Here is a 24,628-nt window from a genome sequence, read left to right on the forward strand (position 1 = left end):
GAGTTCGCGGACGGTTATGCCGCGCAGTACTACGTCGGTCACGGTGCCGAGTTCGGCGAGGACGTCCAGGGCTTCACCGTCGACGGCTCCGAGGGTCTTGACCGCATTCCGGGGGTCGCCGAGGAGCAGGACCGCCGTTACTACGCGATCACCGTCCGGCCGCAGGTGTTCATCAACCTCGTCCCCGACCATGTGATCTTCCACCGGATGTACCCGGTGTCCGTGGACCGCACGATCGTCGAGTGCGACTGGCTGTATCTGCCGCACGTCGTCGAGAGCGGCAAGGACGTCAGCCGGTCCGTGGAACTCTTCGACCGGGTCAACCGCCAGGACTTCGACGCCTGCGAACGCACCCAGCCCGGCATGAGCTCCCGGATGTACGCCAAGGGCGGTGTCCTGGTGCCCAGCGAGCACCACATCGGCGCCTTCCACGACTGGGTGAACGAGCGCCTGGGCACCCCTCAGGGGTGACTCAGCCCAGGTAGCCCATGCGGTGGCTGATCTCCTCGGCGCCCTTGGTCAGCACCGGAGCAAGCTCGTGCAGGCGCTCCTCGGTGAACCGGTAGGAGGGTCCGGAGGCGCTGAGTGCCGCGACGACCTCGCCGTCCCGGTTGCGCACCGGTGCGGCCATGGCGTGCAGTCCGAGCTCGAACTCCTCCAGGGTGAAGGCGTAACCCCGCTCCCGCGCCTCGGCGAGGTTCTTCTCCAGCTTCGTCTTCGCGGTGATGGTGCGCGGGGTGACCTTCTTCATGCCGGCGTCGGACAGCACCGTGGCGCGCTCGGTCGCGGGCAGGTGGGCCAGCAGGATCTTGCCGCTGGAGGTGGCGTGCAGCGGCGTCAGCTGGCCCACCCAGTTGTGCGCGGTGATCGCCCCCGGGCCGCGCACCTGGTACAGGTTGATCGCGTAGTGCTCCTGCATGACGGCGATGTTCACGGTCTCGCCGATCTCCTCGGCGAGCCGTTCGCAGACCGGGCGGCCCTGCTGCGTGATGTCGATACGGCCAGTGACCGCGCCCGCCAGGCGGACGATGCCGAAACCGAGCCGGTACTTGCCGCGCTCGCCGGCCTGCTCCACCAGACCGCGCGCCTCCAGGGCGCCCAACAGGCGGAACGCGGTGGACTTGTGCACCTCGATCTCGCCCGCCACCTCGCTGACGCCCGCCTCGCCACGCTGGGCGAGGATCTCCAGGACGCTGATGGCGCGGTCGACCGACTGCACGCCGCCGGCCTGTGAATTCGACGTTTCCGGATCATGGCTGTAGTTGCTCACAGTGAAACTATACGCGCAGTAAACAACTTTCCTGCAAGTAACGGCGCCGAAACGAAGCCTTTCGAAGTTGTGTCATCCGCAACCTGGTGCGTATGGCGGGACCGGGTCTAGCATTCCTCGCGTATCTACGGCGCGAGCGAGACGAGGCACCATGGCTCCTGTGCAGTACGACTTCGTCATCGTCGGTGGCGGTTCGGCCGGCAGTGCACTGGCCAACCGGCTCTCCGCCGACCCGGCCAACCGGGTGCTGGTCCTGGAGGCCGGCCGGTCGGACTATCCGTGGGATGTCTTCATCCACATGCCCGCGGCGCTGACCTACCCGATCGGCAGCCGGTTCTACGACTGGAAGTACGAGTCCGAGCCCGAGCCCCACATGGGCGGCCGCCGCGTCTACCACGCGCGCGGCAAGGTGCTGGGCGGCTCCAGCAGCATCAACGGCATGATCTTCCAGCGCGGCAACCCCATGGACTACGAGCGCTGGGCGGCCGACCCGGGCATGGAGAGCTGGGACTACGCGCACTGTCTGCCGTACTTCCGGCGTATGGAGAACTGCCTGGCGGCCGACCCGGACGACGAGTTCCGCGGCCACGACGGGCCCCTCGTCCTGGAGCGCGGCCCGGCGACCAACCCACTCTTCGGTGCCTTCCTCAAGGCCACCCAGGAGGCGGGTTACGCCCCCACCGACGACGTCAACGGTTTCCGGCAGGAGGGCTTCGCCAAGTTCGACCGCAACGTCCACCGCGGACGTCGTCTGTCGGCCTCGAAGGCGTACCTCAAGCCCGCGATGAAGCGGCCGAACCTCACCGTCAGGACCCGTGCCCTCGTCACGCGCGTCCTCTTCGAGGGCAAGCGCGCCGTCGGCGTCGAGTTCCGGCGCGGCAGAGGTGCCCTCCAGAAGGTCCGGGCCAAGGAGGTCATCCTCTGCGGCGGCGCCATCAACTCCCCGCAGCTGCTCCAGCTCTCCGGCGTCGGCAACGCCGAGGAGCTGCGCGCCCTCGGCATCGACGTCGTCCACGACCTCCCGGGCGTCGGCGAGAACATGCAGGACCACCTGGAGGTCTACGTCCAGTACGCCTGCAAGCAGCCCGTCTCCATGCAGCCGTACATGGCGAAGTGGCGTGCCCCGTTCATCGGGCTGCAGTGGCTCTTCCGCAAGGGGCCGGCCGCCACCAACCACTTCGAGGCAGGCGGTTTCGCCCGCAGCAACGAGGACGTCGACTACCCCAACCTGATGTTCCACTTCCTGCCGGTCGCGGTCCGCTACGACGGCTCCTCGCCGGCCGGTGGCCACGGCTACCAGGTGCACGTCGGGCCCATGTACTCCGACGCCATCGGCTCGGTGAAGATCAAGAGCAGGGACCCGCGCGAGCACCCGGCGCTGCGCTTCAACTACCTCTCCACCGAGCAGGATCGCCGCGAGTGGGTCGAGGCGATCCGGGTCGCCCGCAAGCTCCTCGACCAGCCCGCGCTCGCCCCGTACAACGGGGGCGAGGTCTCGCCCGGGCCGAAGGTCGAGACGGACGAGGAGATCCTCGCCTGGGTCGCCAAGGAGGGCGAGACCGCCCTGCACCCGTCCTGTACCTGCAAGATGGGCACGGACGAGATGGCGGTGGTCGATCCCGCCAGCATGCGGGTGCACGGCGTGGAGGGCCTGCGGGTGGTGGACGCGTCGGTGATGCCCTACGTCACCAACGGCAACATCTACGCACCGGTGATGATGATCGCCGAGAAGGCCGCCGACCTCATCCTCGGCAAGGCACCCCTGGCGCCGTCGAAGGCCGCGTACTACCGCCATCGCGACGCCCAGAAGCAGGCCGGGTAGGCCTTGGGCGCCGCGGGGCTGAGGGCGCTGCTGGGCAGCGTCCGCTACGAGGTGCTGCCGGCCAGGGCGACCGAGGAAAAGGTCCTCGCCCATGTCCCGCGCGACGTCGTCGTCACCGTGACGGCGTCGCCGGTCAAGGGCCTGGAGCCGACCCTCGACCTCGCCGGCCGGCTCGCCGCGCACGACTACCGGGTCGTCCCGCACGTGCCGGCGCGGCTGCTGCGGGACGAGGTGCACCTGAAGGAGGTCGCGGGCCGGCTGCGCGAGGCGGGCGTGGACGACGTCTTCGTCCCGGCCGGTGACGCCGACCCGCCCGCCGGGGTCTACGACGGGGCGCTGCCGGTGCTGCGCGGGCTGAGCGAGCTGGGCAGGCCCTTCGCCCGCGTCGGCGTCACCGGCTACCCCGAGAGCCATCCGCTCATCCACGACGACGTCACCGTCCAGGCGATGTGGGACAAGCGCGAGCACGCCACGTACATCGTGAGCAACCTCTGCTTCGACCCGCGGGTGCTGGGGGAGTGGATCGTTCGTATACGGCGCCGGGAGGTCACTCTGCCGGTCCACGTGGGTGTCGCGGGACCTGTGCAGCGGGCGAAGCTGCTGGCGATGGCGACGAAGATCGGGGTGGGGGAGTCGACGCGCTTCCTGACGAAACACGCCTCCTGGTTCGCGCGCTTCGCGGCACCCGGAGGCTATGCGCCCGAGCGGCTGCTCTCCCGCACGGAGAAGGCCCTCACCGCCCCCTCGGCGGGGGTGGCCGGTCTGCACCTGTTCACCTTCAACCAGATCGCCGAGACGGAGCGGTGGCGCCGCGCGCTGCTGGACCGCCTCGGCGGCTGAACCCGCTTCGCACACGACGGGGGCGGGACCGCGATCCGGTCCCGCCCCCCATCTCCGTGCGGCTCAGCGGAAGACCACCGTGCGGTTGCCGTCCACCATCACGCGGCTCTCGCTGTGCCACTTCACCGCGTGTGCGAGGACTTGCGCCTCCACGTCCCGCCCGACCGTGACCAGGTCGCCGGGGTCGAGCGAGTGGTCCACCCTGACCACGTCCTGCTCGATGATCTGACCCTCGTCCAGGTCCGGTGTCACATAGTGCGCCGTCGCGCCGACGAGCTTCACTCCGCGCTGGTAGGCCTGCTCGTAGGGGCGTGCGCCCTTGAAGCTGGGGAGGAACGAGTGGTGGATGTTGATGGCGCGGCCCTCCAGCTCCTTGCACAGGTCGTCGGAGAGGACCTGCATGTAGCGGGCCAGAACCACCAGGTCGACGCCCAGTTCGCGGACGAGTTCCAGCAGCTGGGCCTCGGCCTCGGGCTTGGTCTCCCTGGTCACCGGGATGTGGTGGAAGGGGATGTCGTACGTCTCCGCGAGCTCCTCGAAGTCCCGGTGGTTGGAGACGATCGCGGGGATCTCGATGTTGAGGGCGCCGGTGCGCCGGCGGAAGAGCAGGTCGTTCAGGCAGTGGCCGAACTTGGACACCATGATCAGCGTCCGGGTCGGCGTGGCCGCGTCGCTCAGGCTCCAGGAGATGCCGTAGGCCTGGGCCACGGGAGCGAAGCGGTAACGCAGCTGTTCCAGGTCGGCCGTCGGATCGGCGACGTCGAAGTGGACCCTCATGAAGAAGCGCCCCTGGAGTCGGTCGTCGAACTGCTGGCTTTCCAGGATGTTGCCGGAGTTCCGGACGAGGAAGCCGCTCACAGCGTGGACCAGTCCGGCGCTGTTGGGGCAGGAGAGGGTGAGGACGTACTCGCGGCCAGATTGCGGTCGGGGGAACTTGGGGGACACGTCGGCCTCCGTCGGTGCGCATTACACAACACGATGAGCGATACGCAACATGTTCGGCTCGATGGGGGGCCGTGGTCAAGAGAGGAGGGTCAATGGGCCCCTTGCGAAATCGTCATCTGCCAACCTCTTGACGTCTCTCCGGACATTCGCCAGGGTGTTCCACCACAAGCAATTGGGTGCACGATGCGCAACGACTTCAGTTGAAAGGCTCGGCGCGTGGCAGACCTGTATGTGGATGGCGCATGGCGGAACCCGGTGGCCGGCGGGCACCGGGACATCCGATGTCCCGCCGACGGCGAGACGGTCGCCACCGTCTCGGAGGCGACGCGCCCGGACACCGAGGCGGCGATCGCCGCGGCCCGCCGGGCCTTCGACGAGGGGCCCTGGCCGGCCACCTCCGAGCGGCAGCGGGGTGAACTGCTGCTGCGCACCGCCGACATCGTCGAGCGCGATGCCAAGGAATTCGCCCGCGCGGAGTCCCTGGACACCGGCAAGCGGCTGGTGGAGAGCGAGTACGACATCGCCGACGTCGTCTCCTGCTTCCGCTACTACGGCGGCCTCGGCGGCACCGACGCCGGACGGGTGATCGACACCGGCCGTGACGACGCCGTCAGCCGCGTGGTGTACGAGCCGGTCGGGGTGTGCGGGCTCATCACCCCCTGGAACTACCCCCTGCTGCAGGCCAGTTGGAAGGTCGCCCCGGCACTCCTCGCCGGAAACACGATCGTCCTCAAGCCCAGCGAACTCACCCCGTCCACCTCGATCCTGCTGATGCGGGCACTGGAGGAGGCCGGGCTCCCGGCCGGCGCCGCCAATCTCGTCCTGGGCGCGGGGCCGGAGGCGGGCGCACCGCTCAGCGAGCATCCCGACGTCGACATGGTCTCCTTCACCGGCGGCCTGGAGACGGGCAGGCGCATCATGGCCACCGCCGCCGCGACCGTGAAGAAGGTCGCGCTGGAACTCGGCGGCAAGAACCCCAACGTGGTCTTCGCCGACGCAGACTTCGAGGCGGCCGTGGACTTCGCCCTCACGGCCGTCTTCCTGCACTCGGGGCAGGTCTGCTCGGCCGGGGCCCGGCTGATCGTCGAGGACGGCCTGCACGACCGCTTCGTCGACGAGGTCGTCCGCCGCGCCCGGCAGATCCGCCTCGGCGGCCCCTTCGACCCCGAGGCCGAGACCGGAGCGCTGATCTCCGCACAGCACCTGGCGAAGGTCGAGGCGTACGTCGCCGCGGGCCTCGCCGAAGGCGCCGTACTGCGCTGCGGCGGCGCACGCCCCGACGACGCCGCGCTGGGGCACGGTCACTTCTATCTGCCTACCGTGCTCGACGAGTGCCGGCAGGACATGCGCGTGGTGCACGAGGAGTCGTTCGGGCCCGTGCTCACCGTGGAGCGCTTCACCGACGAGGACGACGCCGTACGCATCGCCAACGACACCGAGTACGGACTCGCCGGAGCCGTGTGGACGCAGGACGGCGGCAAGGCCCAGCGGGTCGCCCGGCGGCTGCGCCACGGCACCGTGTGGATCAACGACTACCACCCCTATGTGCCGCAAGCGGAATGGGGTGGCTTCGGGCTTTCGGGCGTGGGCCGGGAGCTGGGACCGACCGGCCTGAACGAGTACCGAGAGCCCAAACACATCTGGCAGAACATCCAACCCCGGCCGCAGCACTGGTTCCGCGGCTGAACGCCGAAAGAAGGTCGAACGTGACCACACAGACCGAGGTGCCGCAGCGGCGCGGCACGTCCCAGGACTCGGGCTCCACCCCGGTCATCTCCGTGCGCCGGCTGTGGAAGGTGTTCGGGCCGAAGGCCGACCAGGTCCCGGACTCCGAGGAGTTGTGCGGGCTCACCCGCCGCGAGCTGATGGACCGCACCGGATGCACCGCCGCCGTACGCGACGTCCACTTCGACGTCTCACCCGGCGAGGTCTTCGTCGTGATGGGCCTGTCCGGCTCGGGCAAGTCCACGCTGGTGCGATGTCTGACCCGGCTGATCGAACCCACCGCCGGCGAGGTCGTCTTCGAGGGCGAGGACATCCGCAAGGCGGACGCGGGGCGCCTGCGCGAGCTGCGCCGCCGGAAGTTCTCCATGGTCTTCCAGCACTTCGGTCTGCTGCCCCACCGCCGCGTCCTCGACAACGTGGCGTTCGGGCTGGAGATCCGGGGGATGGGCAGGGCGGAGCGCACCAGGCGGGCCCAGGAGGTCGTCGAGCTGGTCGGCCTCGCGGGCTACGAGAACTCCTTCCCCGACCAGCTGTCCGGCGGCATGCAGCAGCGCGTCGGCCTCGCCCGTGCGCTGGCCGGCGATCCGGACGTGCTCTTCTTCGACGAGCCGTTCTCGGCGCTCGACCCGCTGATCCGCCGCGACATGCAGAACGAGGTCATCCGGCTGCACCACGAGGTCGGCAAGACGATGGTGTTCATCACCCACGACCTCTCCGAGGCCCTCAAGCTGGGCGACCGCATCCTCATCATGCGCGACGGAAAGATGGTCCAGTGCGGCACCGGCGACGAACTGGTGGGCGCCCCGGCGGACGACTACGTGCGCGAGTTCGTGAAGGACGTGCCGCGCGGCGACGTGCTCACCCTGCGGTGGATCATGCGTCCGCCGGCCGACGGCGACGCCCTGGACGGCCCCGAGCTGGGCCCGGACGTCGTGGTGAAGGAGGCCACCCGGGCGGTGCTCGCGGCCGACAGGCCGGTCAAGGTCGTCGAGGACGGCAAGCTGCTCGGCATCGTCGGAGACGAGGAGATCCTCGCGGTGGTCGCCGGGCAGGAAGGCGGCGCGTGATGACCGTCGTCATGGAGAAACCGCAGAAGACCGGGCCCGTCGGGAAACCGGCGGCGCCCGCCAGGACTCCGCGCAGGATCAGCCGGTCCATGCTCGTCGGCGCGATCCTCGTCGTCTGGCTGGTGCTCTTCGCCGTGCTGCGCGGCAAGCAGACCCTCGCCCTGGCGGCCGCCGACCTGACCGATCTGCACCGGTGGTTCAACGACGTCAACGACTCCATAGGCGCCAACCGCAACTCCAACCCGCTGTTCCTGTACTTCTTCAACGAGATCCGCCTGGTCATCGACTCCGTGGTGACCTTCGTGCAGGAGCTGATCTCGCAGCCCTCCGCCGACCGGCCCCTGCCGCAGATCGGGTGGCTCGGCGTCGTCGGCATCGCGGGTTATGTCTCCTGGGCCGTGGGCAACTGGCGGGTCGCGCTGCTGGCGGTGGCCGGCTTCACCTTCCTCGGCCTTCAGGGTCTGTGGCAGGAGAGCATGGACACCCTGGCGCTGACCGTCTCGGCCGTCTTCGTGGCGCTGCTGTTCGCGATCCCGCTGGGCGTGTGGGCGGGGCTGTCCGACCGGTTCAACCGGATCGTGACGCCCTTCCTGGACTTCATGCAGACGATGCCGACCTTCGTCTATCTGGCCCCGCTGACCCTCTTCTTCCTCATCGGCCCGGCTTCCGCCACGATCGCCACGCTGATCTACGCGGCGCCGCCGACGATCCGCATCACCGCGCACGCCATCCGCACCGTGCCGGAGACGACGGTCGAGGCGGCCGAGTCGCTGGGTGCCACCCGACGGCAGTCCCTCACGAAGGTCCTGCTGCCGATGTCCAGGCGGACCGTGGTGATGGGCGTCAACCAGACCATCATGGCCGCCCTGGCCATGGTGACCATCGCCGCCCTGATCGACGCTCCCGGCCTCGGCAAGACGGTCATCCAGGCGTTGCAGTCGCTCGACGTCGGCACGGCCTTCAACGCGGGTCTGGCCATCGTCGTCATGGCCATCGTGCTGGACCGGGTGACCACCGCGGCGAGCGGACGCGCGGAGGCGGCCCGGCGTTCGAAGAACCGTTTCCTGGCCTGGCGGCGTCCGCTGGTGGGCGTGGGCGCGGCGGTCACGGCCGTTCTGGTCTACCTCTCCCACACCTATGTATGGGCGGCGGAGTTCCCCGGCGAGGGTGACACCGGCAGCGCCATCGCCCGCGGGGCCGACTCGGTGACCACCTGGGCGCAGGACAACCTGTCGGGCCTCACCAACGCCTTGCGCGACGCCATCACCAACGGGCTGCTCAACCCGTTCCAGACCCTGCTCACCGACTCCCCGTGGTGGCTCGTCGGCGCGGCCCTGATCGCGCTCGGCGTCGTCCTCGGCGGCCTGCGCGCCGGCCTCACCACGGCGGTGTGCGTGGCCCTGCTGGTCGGCACCGGAGTCTGGTCGGACAGCATGACGACGCTGGCGTCGACCGTGGTCGCCACCGTGCTCGTGATGCTGCTCGGGATCGTCTTCGGCGTGTGGATGGGACGCAGCGCGCTCGTGGACCGGCTGCTGCGGCCCACCCTGGACGCGGCCCAGGTCATGCCGCCGTTCGTCTATCTCGTGCCGTTCCTGGCGCTGTTCGGCGCGACCCGCTTCACGGCGATCGTCGCCGCCGTCGTCTACGCGGCCCCCGTCGCCATGAAGATCATCGCGGACGGGGTGCGGAACGTACCCGCCACCACCGTGGAGGCGGCCACCTCCGCCGGGTGCAACACCTGGCAGATCATCACCAAGGTCCAGCTGCCGATGGCACGCGGAGCCCTGACGCTCGCCACCAACCAGGGCCTGATCTACGTGCTCTCGATGGTCGTGGTGGGCGGCCTGGTGGGTGCGGGCGCCCTCGGCTACGACGTCGTAGCCGGCTTCTCGCAGGGGCAGCTGTACGGGAAGGGGCTGGCCGCCGGGCTCGCCATCGTCCTTCTCGGAGTCATGTTCGACCGGATCACTCAGGCAGCGGCTCGCCGCGCCGGCGCATAAGGAGCACCACACCATGGCAAGACACTGGCGGGCCTGCGCGGCCGGCACAGCGATCCTCGGTCTCACCCTGACGGCCTGCGGCGGGGCGAAGGTCGGTGACGACAGCGCCGGCGGCTCGGGCGAGTCGGGCAAGTGCGGCACCTTCAACCTCGCGGTCAACCCGTGGGTGGGGTACGAGGCCAACGCGGCGGTCATCGCCTACGTCGCGGAGCACGACCTCGGCTGCAAGGTCAACAAGAAGGACCTGAAGGAAGAGATCGCCTGGCAGGGCTTCGGGACGGGCGAGGTCGACGCCGTCGTCGAGAACTGGGGCCACGACGACCTGAAGAAGAAGTACATCACCGACCAGAAGACCGCCGTCGACGCCGGCCCGACCGGCAACGAAGGCCTCATCGGCTGGTACGTGCCGCCGTGGCTGGCCAAGGAACACCCGGACATCCTCGACTGGAACAACCTCGACAAGTACGCGGCCGAGTTCAAGACGTCCGAGTCCGGCGGCAAGGGCCAACTCCTCGACGGCGACCCGTCGTTCGTCACCAACGACGAGGCCCTGGTGAAGAACCTCAAGCTGGACTACAAGGTGGTGTACGCGGGCAGCGAGACCGCCCTCATCCAGGCCTTCCGCAAGGCGGAGAAGGACAGGGAATGGGTGATCGGCTACTTCTACGAGCCGCAGTGGTTCATGTCCGAGGTGCCGCTGGAGAAGGTCAAGCTGCCCGAGTACAAGGAGGGTTGCGACGCCGACGCGGAGAAGGTCGACTGCGACTACCCCGTGTACAAACTGGACAAGATCGTCAGTGCGAAGTTCGCCGAGTCGGGCAGCCCGGCCTATGACCTGGTGAAGAACTTCACCTGGACCAACGACGACCAGAACGTCGTGGCGAAGTACATCGCGGTGGACCGGATGACCCCCGAGGCGGCCGCGGAGAAGTGGGTCGAGGCCAACCGCGACAAGGTGGAGGCCTGGATCAAGTAGGCCGTTCCCCCAGGCCCTTCACGCAGCCCTTCACGAATGCCCGGTGGGCGATGCGCACGGACGCGCACCGCTCACCGGGCATTGCCGTGTTTCGGGCTGTTTTCCGACGTCACGGACCCCTTGACACCCACCCGCACGGCAGGCACATTGAGTTGCGCAACCTGAATCACGTTGCGTAAAAAGCAACTCAACCGGAGGTGCGGCGATGGCGGGACCCCGAGTGGTCATCATCGGAGCGGGCGTCGTGGGAGCGGCCCTCGCGGACGAGATCTCCGCGCGCGGATGGACCCAAGTGACCGTGGTCGACCAGGGCCCGCTCCCCGCCACCGGGGGCTCCTCCTCGCACGCCCCGGGCCTGGTCTTCCAGACGAACTCCTCGAAGACCATGACCGAGCTGGCCCGCTACACCGTCGAGAAGTTCTGCTCCCTCGACGTCGACGGCAAGCCCTGCTTCCTGCAGGTGGGCGGCCTGGAAGTGGCGACCACCCCGGAGCGCCTGGCGGAACTGCACCGCCGCCACGGCTGGATCACCGCCTGGGGCATCGAGTCCCGCCTGCTGACCGCCGACGAGTGCGTCGAGCAGCACCCGCTGGTCAACCGCGACAAGGTCCTCGGCGGCCTTCTGGTCCCGACCGACGGCCTGGCCAAGGCCGTCCTCGCCGTTGAGGCGCAGATCCGCCGGGCCACCGAGCGCGGCGTGACCTTCCTGGCCCGCCACGAGGTCCTCGACGTCCTGAAGGCCGACGGCGAGGTGACGGGCGTCCGCACCGACCAGGGCGATCTGGAAGCCGACATCGTCGTGTGCTGCGCCGGCATCTGGGGCCCGAAGATCGCCCGTATGGCCGGCATGAACCTCCCGCTCACGCCGCTCGCCCACCAGCTCGCCTGGACCGGCCCCGTCCCGGCGCTCGCCGGCCAGACCGAGGAGGCGGTCCGCCCGATCCTGCGCCACCAGGACGCCGACCTCTACTACCGCGACCGCTACGACGGCATCGGCATCGGCTACTACGGGCACCGCCCGATGCCGATCTCCGCCGACGACATCCTCTCCGTGGACGAGGCCGCCGAGATGCCGTCCGTCCTGAAGTTCACGGAGGAGGACTTCGAGCCCGCCTGGACCGAGACCCAGTCCCTGCTCCCCGCGACGCAGGAGGCGAAGGTCGAGGAGGGCATCAACGGCCTGTTCTCCTTCACCACCGACAACTTCCCCCTCCTCGGCGAGTCCCCGGACGTCAAGGGCTTCTGGGTCGCCGAGGCGGTCTGGGTCACCCACTCCGCGGGGGTGGGCCGGGCGATGGCCGAATGGCTGGTGGACGGCCACTGCTCGTCCTTCGACCTGCACGAGTGCGACGTCAACCGCTTCGAACCGCACCAGTTGTCCCCGGAGTACGTCCTGGCCCGCGACTGCCAGAACTTCGTCGAGGTCTACGACATCCTCCACCCCCTCCAGCCCTCCGGCGACCCGCGCCCGATCCGCACCAGCCCCTTCCACACCCGCCAGCAGGAGCTGGGCGCCTTCTTCCTGGAGGCGAACGGCTGGGAGCGCCCGCAGTGGTACGAGGCCAACGCCCGCCTCGTCGAGGGCCGCAGCATCCCCACCCCGGGCGACTGGGCCGCGCAGTTCTGGTCGCCGATCGTCGGCGCCGAGGCCCAGGTCACCCGCGAGACCGTCGCGATGTACGACATGACGGCCCTCAAGCGCCTGGAGGTGAGCGGGCCCGGCTCGGCGGACTTCCTGGAGCGCCTGTGCACCGGCAAGGTCGCCAAGTCCGTCGGCTCGGTCACGTACACCCTGCTGCTGGACCACGACGGCGGCATCCGCAGCGACATCACCGTCGCCCGCCTGGGCCGTGACCTCTTCCAGGTCGGCGCCAACGGCAACCTCGACCTCGACTGGTTCACCCGCCACCTGCCCGCCGACGGCACGGTCCAGGTCCGTGACATCACGCCCGGCACCTGCTGCATCGGCCTGTGGGGCCCGCTCGCCCGCAAGGTCCTGCAGCCGCTGACGGACGAGGACTTCTCGGGCGACGGCCTGAAGTACTTCCGCGCCAAGCGCGCCTACATAGGCTCCGTCCCCGTCACGGCGATGCGCCTGAGTTACGTCGGCGAACTCGGCTGGGAGCTGTACACCACCGCCGACCAGGGCCAGAAGCTGTGGGACACCCTGTGGCAGGCGGCGAAGCCCCTCGGCGGCGTCATCGCCGGCCGCGGCGCCTTCAACAGCCTCCGCCTGGAGAAGGGTTACCGCTCCTTCGGCACCGACATGACCTACGAGCACGACCCCTACGAGGCCGGCGTCGGCTTCGCCGTCAAGCTCGACAAGGACGACTTCATCGGCAAGGCCGCGCTGGAGCGCCGCAAGTCCGACGTACGGCGGAGGCTCACCTGCCTCACCATCGACGACCCGCACTCGGTCGTCCTGGGCAAGGAGCCGGTGTACGACGGCGACCGCGCGGTCGGCTACGTCACCAGCGCCGCCTACGGCTACACGATCGGCAAGGGCATCGCCTACGCATGGCTCCCGGCCGAGCTCACCGCCCCCGGCACGACCGTGCAGATCGGCTACTTCGACCGGCGCATCGACGCGGTCGTCGCCGAGGAACCCCTGTTCGACCCGACGATGTCCCGCCTCCGTGGCTGACCGAGGGAAGCCGATGACTGCGCAGACACTCGACGGCAGGGCGACCGCCGCCGACATCCGTCGTGAACTCGCCGAGCGCGTCGCCAAGTTGACGGCCACCACCGGCCGCGCACCCGGCCTCGGCACCGTCCTGGTCGGCGACGACCCCGGCTCTCACGCCTACGTCACCGGCAAGCACCGCGACTGCGCCCAGGTGGGCATCGCCTCCATCCGCCGGGACCTGCCCGCCGACGCCTCCCAGGAGCAGGTGGAGGAGGCGATCGACGAACTCAACGCCGACCCGGCCTGCACCGGGTACATCGTCCAACTCCCGCTCCCGCGCCACCTGGACGCCAACGCCGTACTGGAACGGATGGACCCGGCCAAGGACGCCGACGGCCTGCACCCCGTCAACCTCGGCCGGCTCACCCTGGGCGTCGACGCACCGCTGCCGTGCACCCCGCGCGGCATCGTGGAACTGCTCCGGCGCCACGACGTGCCGCTGGCCGGAGCACGGGTGTGCGTGATCGGCCGGGGCATCACGGTAGGACGCCCGATCGGCCTCCTCCTCACCCGCCGCTCCGAGAACGCCACCGTCACCCTCTGCCACACCGGCACCCAGGGCCTGGCCTGGCACGTGCGCGAGGCCGACATCGTCATCGCGGCCGCCGGCTCGCCGGGACTGGTCACCAAGGACATGCTGCGCCCCGGCGCGGCGGTCCTGGACGTCGGCATCACCCGCACCGACCAGGGTCTGGTCGGCGACATCCACCCGGACGCCGCCCAGGTGGCCGGATGGCTCGCCCCCATGCCCGGGGGCGTCGGCCCCATGACCCGGGCGATGTTGCTGGCCAACGTCGTCGAGGCCGCCGAGAGGAACGCGAACCCCGTATGAACGTGCTGAACGGAGACGCCCGATGAGCCCGCGCACACCCGGCGCCGACCTCCCTGACCACCCCGACTTCCTGTGGCGCAATCCCGAGCCGAGGAAGTCGTACGACGTGGTGATCGTCGGCGGTGGCGGACACGGCCTGGCCACCGCCCACTACCTCGCCAGGAACCACGGCATCACGAATGTCGCCGTGCTGGAGAAGGGCTGGCTCGCGGGCGGCAACATGGCCCGCAACACCACGATCATCCGCTCCAACTACCTGTGGGACGAGAGCGCGGGCATCTACGAGCACGCACTCAAGCTGTGGGAGGGGCTGGCGGAGGAACTCGACTACCCGATCCTCTTCTCCCAGCGAGGCGTGCTCAATCTCGCGCACAGCCTCCAGGACGTGCGCGACAGCGTGCGCCGCGTCGAGGCGAACCGCCTCAACGGGGTGGACGCGGAGTGGCTCGACGCGGACGGCGTCAAGGAAGTCTGCCCGATCGTCAACATCTCGCAGGACGTGCGCTACCCGGTCCTCGGCGCCACGTACCAGCCGCGCGCGGGCATCGCCAAGCACGACTACGTGGCCTGGGGCCTGGCCCGCTCCGCGGACGCCGCCGGCATCGACATCATCCAGAACTGCGAGGTCACCGGCCTCGACGTGGTCGGCAACCGCGTGGTCGGAGTCCGGACGAACCTCGGCCCCATCGCGGCCGGCAAGGTGGCGCTCTGCTCGGCGGGCCACACCTCGGTCCTCGCCGCTATGGCGGGCATCGAACTGCCCGTCCAGAGCCACCCGTTGCAGGCCCTGGTCTCCGAACTCCTGGAGCCGGTGCACCCGACCGTCGTCATGTCCAACGCCGTCCACGTGTACGTCAGTCAGGCGCACAAGGGCGAGCTGGTGATGGGCGCGGGCATCGACGCGTACAACTCGTACACCCAGCGCGGCGCCTTCCACATCATCGAAGAGCAGATGGCGGCGGCCCTGGAGCTGTTCCCGGTCTTCGCCCGCGCCCATGTGCTGCGCACCTGGGGCGGCATCGTCGACACCAGCCCCGACGCCTCACCGATCATCGGGCTCAGCCCCGTCGACAACCTCTACCTCAACTGCGGCTGGGGCACGGGCGGGTTCAAGGCCACCCCGGGCGTCGGCTGGGTCTACGCCCACACCATCGCCCATGACACCCCCCACGCCCTCAACGCCCCCTTCTCGCTCGACCGTTTCACCACCGGCGCGCTCGTCGACGAGCACGGCGCTGCCGCGGTGGCCCACTAGGGAGCCGATCCATGCTGCTCATTTCCTGCCCGTGGTGCGGGCCCCGCGACGAGGCCGAGTTCCACTACGGCGGCCAGGCCCACGTCCCCTACCCGGAGGACCCGGCATCCCTCACCGACGAGGAGTGGGCCCGCTACCTGTTCTTCCGCGACAACCCCAAGGGCCCCTTCGCCGAGCGCTGGACCCACGCGGCGGGCTGCCGCCGCTGGTTCAACGCGGTGCGGGACACGTCGACGAACGAGATCCTGGCGGTGTATAGGGCGGGTGAGGAACGCCCGGCAGCTGTTGAGCCGAGGCCGGCCATTTCAGCCCGTCCGGCGTTTGAGGACGAGGCCGTTCAGGCCGAAGGGGGGCCTGGGGGCGCAGCCCCCAGCGGGGCAGAAGGGGCAGCGCCCCTTCAGGATGGGACGGGTAGGGGCGGCGGGGGCGAAAAGACCCCGTTCCGCCACCCCACCCGAGGCCGAATCCACCGCGACGAACCCCTCACCTTCACCTTCGACGGCACCGAATACCAGGGCTACCGCGGCGACACCCTCGCCTCCGCCCTCCTCGCCAACGGCGTCATCCAGGCCGGCACCAGCATCCGGCTCGGCCGCCCCCGCGGCATCTTCTCGGCCGGCGTCGAAGAGCCCAACGCGGTCATCCAGATCGAGGAACCCTTCCCCGAGCCCATGCTCCCCGCGACGACCGTCGAGCTCTACGACGGCCTGGTCGCGACCAGCCTCCCCGGCCAGGGCCGCCTCGCCACCGAACCGGACCCCGCCCGCTACGACGCCGTACACGCCCACTGCGACCTGCTCGTCGTGGGCGCGGGCCCGGCAGGCCTCGCGGCCGCGGCCGCGGCAGCGAACAGCGGCGCCCGGGTCATCCTCGCCGACGACCAGCCGGAGCCGGGCGGCAGCCTCCTGGGCACGGCCGAACACCTCGACTGGGTACGGGAGATCACCGAGCAGCTCGACACCGCCCCCGAGGTCCGTGTCCTGCCCCGCACCACCGTCTTCGGCCACTACGACGACAACCACCTCCTCGCCGTCGAACGCCGCACCAACCACCTCGGCGCCGAGGCCCCCGAGAACGTCTCCCGCGAACGCGTCTGGCGCATCCGTGCCCGCCGCGTCGTCCTCGCCACCGGCGCCCACGAGCGCTCCCTGGCCTTCGCGGACAACGACCGCCCGGGCGTCATGCTGGCCGCCTCGGCCCGTACGTACGCCAACCGCCACGGCGTCCTGCCCGGCCGCCACGCGGTGGTCTTCACCACCAACGACAGCGCCTACGCGGCAGCGCTGGACCTCGCCGCGGCCGGCCTGGCCATCACAGCGATCGTCGACACCCGCCCCGAACCGGCAAAGTGGGCGGACCGCGCAAGAGCAGCCGGTATCGAAGTCCTCCCCGGCCACGCCGTCATCGGCACCGAGGGCGAGGCACGCCTCACCGCCGTGACCGTCGCCCCGTACGGAGAGTCCACGGGGCAGCGGCAGTTCGCCGCCGACCTGCTGCTGGTCTCCGGCGGCTGGAACCCGGTGGCCCACCTGTTCAGCCAGTCCGGCGGCAAGCTGCGCTACGACGAGACACTGGGCTCCTTCGTCCCCGACACCACCCGCCAGCAGGTCGAGGTCGTCGGCAGCGCGAGCGGCGTCCTCGACCAGGCCGCGGTCCTGGCGCAGGGCGCGGCTGCCGGCGCCCGTGCCGTCGAGGCCGAGGGCTACATGCCCGAGGCGCCCCGCCTCCCGCAGGTGGCCGTGCAGCCGCAGCAGACACCGCCGATGCACGTGTACGTCGTCCCGGGCGGCACCGGCGACGCCCCCCGTTTCGTCGACCTCCAACGCGACGTCACCGTCGACGACCTGGCCCGCGCGACCGGCGCCGGCCTGAACTCGGTGGAGCACACCAAGCGCTACACCACGGCCGGCACCGCCAACGACCAGGGCAAGACCTCCGGCGTCCTGGCCAGTGGCGTCGTCGCCGAACTGCTCGGCGTGGACATCTCGGCGCTCGGCACGACGACCTTCCGCCCGCCCTACACGCCGGTCTCCTTCGCCGCCCTCGCGGGCCGGGACCGGGGCGCGCTGAGCGACCCGGTCCGCACGACCGCGATCCACGACTGGCATGTCGCGCACGGCGCCCTGTTCGAGAACGTCGGCCAGTGGAAGCGCCCCTGGTACTACCCGCAGGACGGCGAGGACATGGAAGCCGCCGTGCTGCGCGAGTGCCGGGCCACCCGCGAGAGCGTGGGCTTCATGGACGCCTCCACCCTCGGCAAGATCGACGTGCAGGGCCCGGACGCCGGCGTCTTCCTCGACCGCCTGTACACCAACATGATGAGCACCCTGAAGGTCGGCATGATCCGCTACGGCGTGATGTGCCGCCCGGACGGCATGGTCTTCGACGACGGCACGGTCATCCGCGTCGCCCAGGACCGCTTCCTGGTCACCACGACGACGGGCAACGCCGCCGCCGTACTGGACTGGATGGAGGAGTGGCTCCAGACCGAGTGGCCGGAGCTCAAGGTCCACTGCACCTCGGTGACCGAGCAGTGGGCCACGGTGGCCCTGGTCGGTCCGAAGTCCCGCGAGGTGCTCGGCTCGCTCGCGCCCCGACTGGCCGTCGCCAACGACGACTTCCCGTTCATGTCATGGCGCGAGACGACCGTCGCCGGCATCGAGGCCCGGGTCTGCCGGATCAGCTTCTCCGGCGAACTCGCCTACGAGATCAACGTGTCACCGTGGCAGGCCCTCGCCCTCTGGGAGGCCCTGTACGAGGCCGGCGCCCCGTACGGCATCACCCCCTACGGCACCGAGACCATGCACGTCCTGCGCGCCGAGAAGGGTTACCCGATCATCGGCCAGGACACCGACGGCACGGTCACTCCACAGGACCTCGGCATGAGCTGGGCGGTGTCGAAGAAGAAGCCCGACTTCATAGGCAAGCGCTCCTACGCCCGTGCCGACACCGCGCGTCCCGACCGCAAGCACCTCGTCGGCCTCCTCCCCGAGGACCCGGCCGCCTTCCTCCCGGAGGGCACCCACCTGGTCGCGGGCAGCGAACTGCCCGCTCCGCCCGTACCGATGCTCGGCCATGTGACCTCCAGCTACCGCAGTGCGGCGCTCGGCAGGACGTTCGCGCTCGCCCTGGTCAAGGGCGGCCGCGACCGCATCGGCGAACGCCTCTACGCACCCGTCGGCGACCGGCTGGTCCCCGTGACCGTCGCAAGCCCCGTCCTCTACGACCCCGAGGGAGCCCGTCGCGATGGCTGACACCGCCCTGAAGGTCCCGCTGCGCAGCCCCCTGGCGCAGGTCGCCGACCGCCTGGCCGCCGCGACACGCTCCTCCGGGGGCGAGGTCCGGCTGGCCGAACTCCCCTTCCTGGCCCAGGTGAGCGTGCGCCTCGACGCCAAGGGAGCGGCGGCGGAGGCCGTCGGCCTGGCGCTGGACCTCCAGCTGCCCCTCCAGCCCAACACCGTCGTCCGGGCCGGGGAGTTGACCGCGCTCTGGCTCGGTCCGGACGAATGGCTGCTGGTGGGGCCGCCAGGGAGCGAACGGGACCTGGAGAGCCGGGTCCGGGAGGCGGCGGGAGACGAGCCGGTCTCGGTGAGCGACGTCTCCGCCCAGCGCACCACCCTGCTCGTCACGGGCCCCCGCGCCCACGACCTGCTGGCCCACGGCTGCGCGCTGGACCTGCATCCACGGGCCTTCGGCTCCGGACGCTGCGCCCAGACGACCCTGGGCCGCACGCAGGTCGTCCTGGTCGCCCGGGACGAACCCAGGGCCGGATTCTGGGTCCTGGTCCGTTCGTCGTTCGCCGGCTATCTGGCCCAGTGGCTGCTCGACGCGGCCACGGAGTACATCTGAGCAACCTTGGAGGACCTCTGTGGGGGCCCCTGCTGCGGACTCCCACAGGTCCTGGTTCCGCCGTACGCATCGAAAGTCTGACGCCTGTGACCGCCACGGCCCACGCCACCACTCCACCCCACCCGGGCACGCCCGACATCCACCCGCAGGGGCTGCCGCGGCCCGGCCGGGCCCTGGTCATGGGCGTCGTGAACGTCACCCCGGACTCGTTCTCCGACGGCGGACGGTCGTTCGCCGCGGACGCCGCCGTCACACACGGACTCGCCCTGCTGGAGCAAGGAGCCGACATCGTGGACGTCGGTGGTGAGTCGACCCGGCCCGGCGCCACACGTCCGCCCGTCGAGGAGGAACTGCGACGCGTCCTGCCCGTCGTCCGGGAACTCGCCGCGGCGGGCGCCGTCGTCAGCGTCGACACCATGCGGGCCGAGGTCGCCGCCCGCGCGCTGGACGCGGGTGCACGGCTGGTCAACGACGTCTCGGGGGGCCTCGCCGACCCCGCGATGCTGCCCCTGATGGCCCGGGCCGGCACGCCGTACGTGGCGATGCACTGGCGTGGACATTCCGCCGGCATGCAGGCGAACGCCCGTTACGACGACGTCGTCACCGACGTGCTCGACGAGCTGCGGCTGCGCGTCGCGGCCGCGCTGGAGGCCGGGATCCCGCCGGACCGCCTGATCGTCGACCCCGGCCTGGGATTCGCCAAGTCGCCCGAGCACAACTGGCAGTTGCTCGCCCGGCTCGGGGAGGTCCGGGCACTGGGCCACCCCGTCCTCGTGGGCGCCTCACGCAAGTCGTTCCTCGGGCAGGTGCTGGCGGACCGGACGACGGGAGAGCCGCGTCCGGCACGGCTGCGGGACGCCGCGACGACCGCCGTGTCGGTGCTCGCCGCCGCGCAGGGCGCCTGGTGTCTGCGGGTGCACGACGTCGCCTCGACGCTGGACGCGGTGCGGGTGACGGCTCGCTGGGGCGTCGAGGCGGCCTTCTCTGCTCCGGGGAGGCTTCAGCCCAGGTAGCCCATCCGGCGGCTGATCTCCTCCGCGCCCTTGACGAGGGCGGGCGCGAGCTGGTGGATGCGCTCCTCGGTGAAGCGGTAGGCGGGGCCGGAGGCGCTGAGCGCGGCGACGACCTCGCCGTCGCGGGAGCGGATCGGGGCCGCCATGGCATGCAGGCCGAGTTCGAGTTCCTCCAGCGTCACCGCGTACCCGCGCTCGCGCGCCTCGGCGAGGTTCTTCTCCAGCTTCGTCCTGGCGGTCAGGGTGTGCGGCGTCAGCTTCTGCGTCCCGGAGGCCGCGAGCACGTCCTTGCGCTGCTTCTCCGGCAGGTGGGCCAGCAGGATCTTGCCGCTCGACGTGGCGTGCACCGGGGTGAGCTGCCCGACCCAGTTGTGGGTGCCGACGGCGCCCGGACCGCGCACCTGGTAGAGGTTGACCGCGTAGTGCTCCTGCAGGACCGCGATGTTGACGGTTTCGCCGATCTCCTCGCTGAGCCGCTCGCACACCGGTCGGCCCTGCTGAGTGATGTCGAGACGTCCCGTGACCGCGCCGGCCAGACGCACGATCCCGAAGCCGAGCCGGTACTTGCCCCGGTCGGCCGTCTGCTCGACCAGACCGCGCGCCTCCAGTGCCCCGAGCAGACGGAACGCGGTCGACTTGTGGACGTCGATCTCCGCGGCGACCTCGCTGACCCCCGCCTCGCCCCGCTGGGCCAGGATCTCCAGGACGCTGACGGCTCGGTCGACGGACTGCACCCCGTTCACCGCGGGGCCTACCGTTTCGCTATGTGAGGTGTGGTTGCTCATGGCGCAACTATACGCGCGGGTAGGTGCACGGGGAGGGGCCGCAGCGACGGAAAAGGTGGCCCGTTGGGGCCTTGACGCCGACTCTCCCTCCACACCCTAGGGCCGCCTGCCCGTCGGTGGAAGGCGACGGACAACTTCGCGGAGTCAACCCCTTGACAGTGGGTGTCCGCGAGGAGACAGTTTGGGCAGTCGTTGCTTATGGCGAACGATGTTGCTCAATACGCAACCTCTGTTCCTCCCCTCGCCGATCGATCCGGGGAGTGATCGACGTCCTCCCGCCATTGCAGAACATCAGGCCGAAGAACGCGTTCGGCCGTTGCCCGACGAGGAGATCGACCGTGACACACGAGGTACGCGGCGTCGTCGCCCGCAAGCGGGGCGCGCCGGTCTCGGTGGAGACCGTCCTGGTGCCGGACCCCGGCCCCGGTGAGGCGCTGGTGCGGGTGCAGGCCTGCGGCGTCTGCCACACCGACCTGCACTATCGGGAGGGCGGGATCAACGACGAGTTTCCCTTCCTGCTCGGCCACGAGGCCGCGGGAGTCGTGGAGTCGGTCGGCGAGGGCGTCACCGAGGTCGCACCCGGCGACTTCGTCGTCCTCAACTGGCGTGCCGTCTGCGGCACCTGCCGGGCCTGTCGCAGGGGCCGGCCGTGGTACTGCTTCGCCACCCACAACGCCACCCGGCCGATGACCCTGGCCGACGGCACCCCGCTGTCCCCGGCGCTCGGCATCGGCGCCTTCGCCGAGAAGACCCTGGTCGCCGCCGGGCAGTGCACCAAGGTGGACTCGACCGCTGCTCCGGCCGCGGCCGGCCTGCTCGGCTGCGGTGTGACGGCCGGGTTCGGTGCCGCGGTCAACACCGGCGGCGTCGGCCGCGGCGACTCCGTCGCGGTGATCGGCTGCGGAGGCGTGGGCATGGCCGCGATCGCGGGCGCCAAGGTGGCCGGCGCCGGCCGCATCATCGCCGTGGACGTCGACGAGCGGAAACTGAAGTGGGCCGAACAGTTCGGCGCCACCGACACCGTCGACTCCTCCAGGACCGACGCCGTCGAGGCGATCCGCGAACTCACCGGCGGCTTCGGCGCCGACGTCGTGGTGGACGCGGTGGGCCGCCCCGAGACCTTCAAACAGGCCTTCTACGCCCGCGACCTGGCCGGCACCGCCGTCCTGGTGGGCGTCCCCACCCCGGAGCTGACCCTCGACCTGCCCCTGCTGGACGTCTTCGGCCGCGGCGGTGCGCTGAAGTCCTCCTGGTACGGCGACTGCCTGCCCTCCCGGGACTTCCCCGCGCTGATCGACCTCTACCTCCAGGGCCGCTTCGACCTGGGCGGCTTCGTCACCGAGACGATCTCCCTGGAGGACGTGGAGGCCGCGTTCGTCAGGATGCACCACGGCGAGGTCCTGCGCTCGGTGGTGGTCCTGTGACCGCGCGGACGAAGCCCACGGCGGCACAGCCGAAGGTGGTCGTCATCGGCGCCGGCATTGTCGGGTGCGCACTCGGCGACGAACTGACCGCACGTGGCTGGACGGACGTCACCGTCCTGGAACAGGGCCCGTCACCCGCCGCCTCACTCCGCTGGTCGTCCAGGACCAGCAGTCCGTGGTGATGGGCCACGAGCCGGTGTACGCGGACGGCCGCCCGGTCGGCTACGTGACCAGCGCCGCCTACGGCTACACCATCGGCGCACCCGTCACCGCCGCCGAGCCGCTGTTCGACCCCGAGATGTCCCGCATCCGCCGCTGAACCGGCGGGAGCACCGGCAGACCCCGACCTCAACGGCAAGATTCCCAGGAGATGGACATGGCCTCTTCGTACGACGTGATCGTCGTGGGCCTGGGCGGGATGGGCAGCGCGGCTGCCTACCACCTCGCCGCCCGCGGTCAGCGCGTGCTCGGCCTGGAGCGCTTCGGCCCCGCCCACAACCTCGGCTCCAGCCACGGCGGTTCACGCATCTACCGGCAGGCCTACTTCGAGGACCCCGCCTACGTGCCCCTGCTGCTGCGCGCTCACGAGCTGTGGGGGAAGCTGGCCGCCGACTCCGGCCGCGAGGTCTTCACCGAGACCGGCGGTCTCATGATCGGCCGCGAGGACAGCACGGCCTTCGCCGGCACCCTGCGCAGCGCCCACGAATGGGGCCTGGACCACGAGGTCCTGGGCGCCGCCGACATCCGGCGCCGCTTCCCCACCTTCACCCCGGCGGCCGAGGACGTCGCCTTCTACGAGCGCAAGGCCGGCATCGCGCGGCCGGAGGCGACCGTCGCGGCCCACCTGGACCTGGCCCGGGCCCACGGCGCCGACCTGCACTTCGCGGAAATGGTCCTCGGCTGGGAGGCCGACGGCCCGGGCGGCAGGGCCTGGGTGGTCACCGACCGCGGCGCCTACACCGCCGACCGGCTGGTCATCGCCCCCGGGGCCTGGGCGCCGAAGCTCCTTACCGACCTCGGCGTGCGGGTGACGGTGGAACGCCAGGTCATGTACTGGTTCCAACCCGAAGGCGGAACCGGCCCGTTCACCCACGACCGGCACCCCGTCTACATCTGGGAGGACCCGGACGGCACCCAGATCTACGGCTTCCCCTCCCTCGACGGCCCCGACGGAGGCGCCAAGGTCGCCTTCTTCCGAAGGGGCGGCCTTTGCGACCCCGACACCCTCGACCGGGAGATCCACCCCGACGAGATCGCGGCCATGGCCGAGTACCTGCGCCCGCGCATCCCCACCCTGCCCGGCCGCTTCCTCAAGGGCGCGGCCTGCATGTACGCCAACACCCCGGACGAGCACTTCGTCCTCGCCCACCATCCCGAGCACCCGCAGGTGACGGTGGCCTGCGGCTTCTCCGGTCACGGGTTCAAGTTCGTGCCCGTGATCGGCGAGATCCTCGCCGACCTGGCCACCGAAGGCACCACCGACCACCCCATCGCCCTCTTCGACCCTCGCCGCGTGCGCGTCTGAACATCCTCCGAAGGTGACACGATGACCATCACGAACCTGCCGCCCAGCCTGATCCCCACGCTGTCCGGCGAGTACTACACCGACCCCGAGATCTTCGCCCAGGAGCAGGAGCGGGTCTTCGAGGCCATGTGGTTCTGCGTGGCCCGCGCCGCCGAGTTGGACAGGCCCGGCGCCTTCCGCACCTACCAGGTCGGACGCGAGAGCGTGCTGATCTCCCGCTCCCGGGACGGCTCGGTCAAGGCGTTCCTCAACATCTGCCGGCACCGCGGGGCCAAGCTGTGCACCGAGGAGTCCGGCGAGGTCAAGCGGGCCTTCCAGTGTCCGTACCACGCCTGGACCTACGGCCTGGACGGCAAGCTGGTCGCCGCGCCGAACCTGACGTCGATGCCGGACATCGACCGCACCGAGTACGGCCTGATCAACGTCCATGTCCGGGAGTGGCTCGGGTATGTGTGGGTGTCCCTCGCGCAGGACCCGCCCTCCTTCGAGGCGGACGTGATGGGCGCTGTCGTGGAGCGCCTCGGCGACGTCGAGTCGATCGAGCGCTACGGCATCGAGGACCTCAAGCTGGGCCGCCGTATCACCTACGACGTGAAGGCGAACTGGAAGCT

Annotated in this window: 20 protein-coding genes and 1 pseudogene; 18 read left to right on the forward strand and 3 right to left on the reverse strand. The window is 70.4% G+C overall.

The window, feature by feature from the left end; genetic code table 11:
• The coding region (locus tag AB0Q90_RS41535) for an SRPBCC family protein (protein WP_363165941.1) at window positions 1-471 on the forward strand (471 nt) is incomplete at its 5' end.
• A 1-nt stretch (window position 472) separates the two neighbouring features.
• Here the strand turns inward: AB0Q90_RS41535 and AB0Q90_RS41540 are convergent.
• Complete coding sequence (locus tag AB0Q90_RS41540) at window positions 473-1,219, reverse strand: IclR family transcriptional regulator (RefSeq protein ID WP_363165942.1); 747 nt, start codon at window positions 1,217-1,219, stop codon at window positions 473-475.
• Window positions 1,220-1,421: 202 nt separating this feature from the next.
• Here AB0Q90_RS41540 and betA point away from each other — a divergent pair, with 202 nt between their 5' ends.
• Together betA and AB0Q90_RS41550 are read left to right on the forward strand one after the other, a co-directional pair.
• On the forward strand, window positions 1,422-3,092 hold the full coding sequence (gene betA, locus AB0Q90_RS41545; RefSeq protein ID WP_363165940.1) for a choline dehydrogenase: 1,671 nt from the start codon (window positions 1,422-1,424) through the stop codon (window positions 3,090-3,092).
• A 3-nt stretch (window positions 3,093-3,095) separates the two neighbouring features.
• Window positions 3,096-3,932, forward strand: a complete 837-nt coding sequence (locus tag AB0Q90_RS41550) for a 5,10-methylenetetrahydrofolate reductase (RefSeq protein ID WP_363165939.1) — start codon at window positions 3,096-3,098, stop codon at window positions 3,930-3,932.
• Window positions 3,933-3,995: 63 nt separating this feature from the next.
• On the opposite strand, the gene purU is transcribed toward AB0Q90_RS41550, so the two are convergent.
• Window positions 3,996-4,877, reverse strand: coding sequence for a formyltetrahydrofolate deformylase (gene purU / locus AB0Q90_RS41555; protein ID WP_363165938.1), 882 nt, complete (start codon window positions 4,875-4,877; stop codon window positions 3,996-3,998).
• 216 nt (window positions 4,878-5,093) lie between these two features.
• Between purU and AB0Q90_RS41560 the strand changes: the two genes are divergently transcribed.
• From AB0Q90_RS41560 to folP, 10 genes are all read left to right on the forward strand, one after another.
• Window positions 5,094-6,563 (forward strand): aldehyde dehydrogenase family protein, encoded by a 1,470-nt coding sequence (locus AB0Q90_RS41560; RefSeq protein WP_363165937.1) that lies wholly within the window; start codon window positions 5,094-5,096, stop codon window positions 6,561-6,563.
• 20 nt (window positions 6,564-6,583) lie between these two features.
• Window positions 6,584-7,669 (forward strand): glycine betaine/L-proline ABC transporter ATP-binding protein, encoded by a 1,086-nt coding sequence (locus tag AB0Q90_RS41565; protein WP_363165936.1) that lies wholly within the window; start codon window positions 6,584-6,586, stop codon window positions 7,667-7,669.
• Window positions 7,669-9,672 (forward strand): ABC transporter permease subunit, encoded by a 2,004-nt coding sequence (locus AB0Q90_RS41570; protein ID WP_363165935.1) that lies wholly within the window; start codon window positions 7,669-7,671, stop codon window positions 9,670-9,672. Before AB0Q90_RS41565 ends, AB0Q90_RS41570 begins: the two co-directional genes overlap by 1 nt.
• A 13-nt stretch (window positions 9,673-9,685) precedes the next feature.
• On the forward strand, window positions 9,686-10,648 hold the full coding sequence (locus AB0Q90_RS41575) for an ABC transporter substrate-binding protein (RefSeq protein WP_363165934.1): 963 nt from the start codon (window positions 9,686-9,688) through the stop codon (window positions 10,646-10,648).
• 205 nt (window positions 10,649-10,853) lie between these two features.
• The gene (locus AB0Q90_RS41580; RefSeq protein WP_363165933.1) at window positions 10,854-13,292 is read left to right on the forward strand and encodes an FAD-dependent oxidoreductase; all 2,439 of its coding nucleotides are present in this window, start codon (window positions 10,854-10,856) and stop codon (window positions 13,290-13,292) included.
• Window positions 13,293-13,305: 13 nt separating this feature from the next.
• The gene (locus AB0Q90_RS41585) at window positions 13,306-14,166 is read left to right on the forward strand and encodes a bifunctional methylenetetrahydrofolate dehydrogenase/methenyltetrahydrofolate cyclohydrolase (protein WP_363165932.1); all 861 of its coding nucleotides are present in this window, start codon (window positions 13,306-13,308) and stop codon (window positions 14,164-14,166) included.
• Between the two features lie 22 nt (window positions 14,167-14,188).
• Window positions 14,189-15,421 carry a sarcosine oxidase subunit beta family protein gene (locus tag AB0Q90_RS41590; RefSeq protein WP_363165931.1) on the forward strand — a complete coding sequence of 411 codons (1,233 nt, stop codon included), beginning with the start codon at window positions 14,189-14,191 and terminating at the stop codon, window positions 15,419-15,421.
• Between the two features lie 11 nt (window positions 15,422-15,432).
• The gene (locus AB0Q90_RS41595; protein WP_363165930.1) at window positions 15,433-18,675 is read left to right on the forward strand and encodes a sarcosine oxidase subunit alpha family protein; all 3,243 of its coding nucleotides are present in this window, start codon (window positions 15,433-15,435) and stop codon (window positions 18,673-18,675) included.
• Window positions 18,668-19,270: a sarcosine oxidase subunit gamma family protein gene (locus AB0Q90_RS41600; protein ID WP_363165929.1), complete on the forward strand. Its 603-nt coding sequence runs from the start codon at window positions 18,668-18,670 to the stop codon at window positions 19,268-19,270. The genes AB0Q90_RS41595 and AB0Q90_RS41600 overlap by 8 nt, the downstream gene beginning before the upstream one ends.
• 86 nt (window positions 19,271-19,356) lie before the next feature.
• Entirely contained in the window at window positions 19,357-20,283 is a 927-nt protein-coding gene (gene folP, locus AB0Q90_RS41605; protein WP_363165928.1) for a dihydropteroate synthase, read from the forward strand.
• On the opposite strand, the gene AB0Q90_RS41610 is transcribed toward folP, so the two are convergent.
• Window positions 20,271-21,068 (reverse strand): IclR family transcriptional regulator, encoded by a 798-nt coding sequence (locus AB0Q90_RS41610; protein WP_363165927.1) that lies wholly within the window; start codon window positions 21,066-21,068, stop codon window positions 20,271-20,273. The genes folP and AB0Q90_RS41610 overlap by 13 nt on opposite strands.
• 338 nt (window positions 21,069-21,406) lie before the next feature.
• Here AB0Q90_RS41610 and AB0Q90_RS41615 point away from each other — a divergent pair, with 338 nt between their 5' ends.
• From AB0Q90_RS41615 to AB0Q90_RS41635, 5 genes and pseudogenes are all read left to right on the forward strand, one after another.
• Window positions 21,407-22,492, forward strand: a complete 1,086-nt coding sequence (locus AB0Q90_RS41615; RefSeq protein WP_363165926.1) for an S-(hydroxymethyl)mycothiol dehydrogenase — start codon at window positions 21,407-21,409, stop codon at window positions 22,490-22,492.
• Between the two features lie 35 nt (window positions 22,493-22,527).
• The gene (locus AB0Q90_RS41620) at window positions 22,528-22,674 is read left to right on the forward strand and encodes an FAD-dependent oxidoreductase (RefSeq protein WP_365734470.1); all 147 of its coding nucleotides are present in this window, start codon (window positions 22,528-22,530) and stop codon (window positions 22,672-22,674) included.
• A pseudogene (locus AB0Q90_RS41625) lies at window positions 22,623-22,811 on the forward strand (glycine cleavage T C-terminal barrel domain-containing protein); the annotation flags it as partial. The gene AB0Q90_RS41620 and the pseudogene AB0Q90_RS41625, both read left to right, overlap by 52 nt.
• Window positions 22,812-22,868: 57 nt before the next feature.
• Window positions 22,869-24,017 (forward strand): N-methyl-L-tryptophan oxidase, encoded by a 1,149-nt coding sequence (solA, locus tag AB0Q90_RS41630; RefSeq protein ID WP_363165924.1) that lies wholly within the window; start codon window positions 22,869-22,871, stop codon window positions 24,015-24,017.
• Window positions 24,018-24,038: 21 nt separating this feature from the next.
• A partial coding sequence (locus tag AB0Q90_RS41635; protein ID WP_363165923.1) for an aromatic ring-hydroxylating dioxygenase subunit alpha occupies window positions 24,039-24,628 on the forward strand: 590 nt, incomplete at its 3' end.

Source organism: Streptomyces sp. NPDC079141 (genome assembly GCF_040686775.1).
In the GTDB taxonomy this organism is placed as follows: Bacteria; Actinomycetota; Actinomycetes; order Streptomycetales; family Streptomycetaceae; genus Streptomyces.

What these genes read in the sequence shown, in the direction of transcription:
- betA (WP_363165940.1), top strand. Translation starts at nt 1,422, where the DNA reads ATGGCTCCTGTGCAGTACGACTTCGTCATCGTCGGTGGCGGTTCGGCC.
- AB0Q90_RS41570 (WP_363165935.1), top strand. Translation starts at nt 7,669, where the DNA reads ATGACCGTCGTCATGGAGAAACCGCAGAAGACCGGGCCCGTCGGGAAA.
- AB0Q90_RS41575 (WP_363165934.1), top strand. Translation starts at nt 9,686, where the DNA reads ATGGCAAGACACTGGCGGGCCTGCGCGGCCGGCACAGCGATCCTCGGT.
- AB0Q90_RS41580 (WP_363165933.1), top strand. Translation starts at nt 10,854, where the DNA reads ATGGCGGGACCCCGAGTGGTCATCATCGGAGCGGGCGTCGTGGGAGCG.
- AB0Q90_RS41585 (WP_363165932.1), top strand. Translation starts at nt 13,306, where the DNA reads ATGACTGCGCAGACACTCGACGGCAGGGCGACCGCCGCCGACATCCGT.
- AB0Q90_RS41590 (WP_363165931.1), top strand. Translation starts at nt 14,189, where the DNA reads ATGAGCCCGCGCACACCCGGCGCCGACCTCCCTGACCACCCCGACTTC.
- AB0Q90_RS41595 (WP_363165930.1), top strand. Translation starts at nt 15,433, where the DNA reads ATGCTGCTCATTTCCTGCCCGTGGTGCGGGCCCCGCGACGAGGCCGAG.
- AB0Q90_RS41600 (WP_363165929.1), top strand. Translation starts at nt 18,668, where the DNA reads ATGGCTGACACCGCCCTGAAGGTCCCGCTGCGCAGCCCCCTGGCGCAG.
- AB0Q90_RS41610 (WP_363165927.1), bottom strand. Translation starts at nt 21,068, where the DNA reads ATGAGCAACCACACCTCACATAGCGAAACGGTAGGCCCCGCGGTGAAC.
- solA (WP_363165924.1), top strand. Translation starts at nt 22,869, where the DNA reads ATGGCCTCTTCGTACGACGTGATCGTCGTGGGCCTGGGCGGGATGGGC.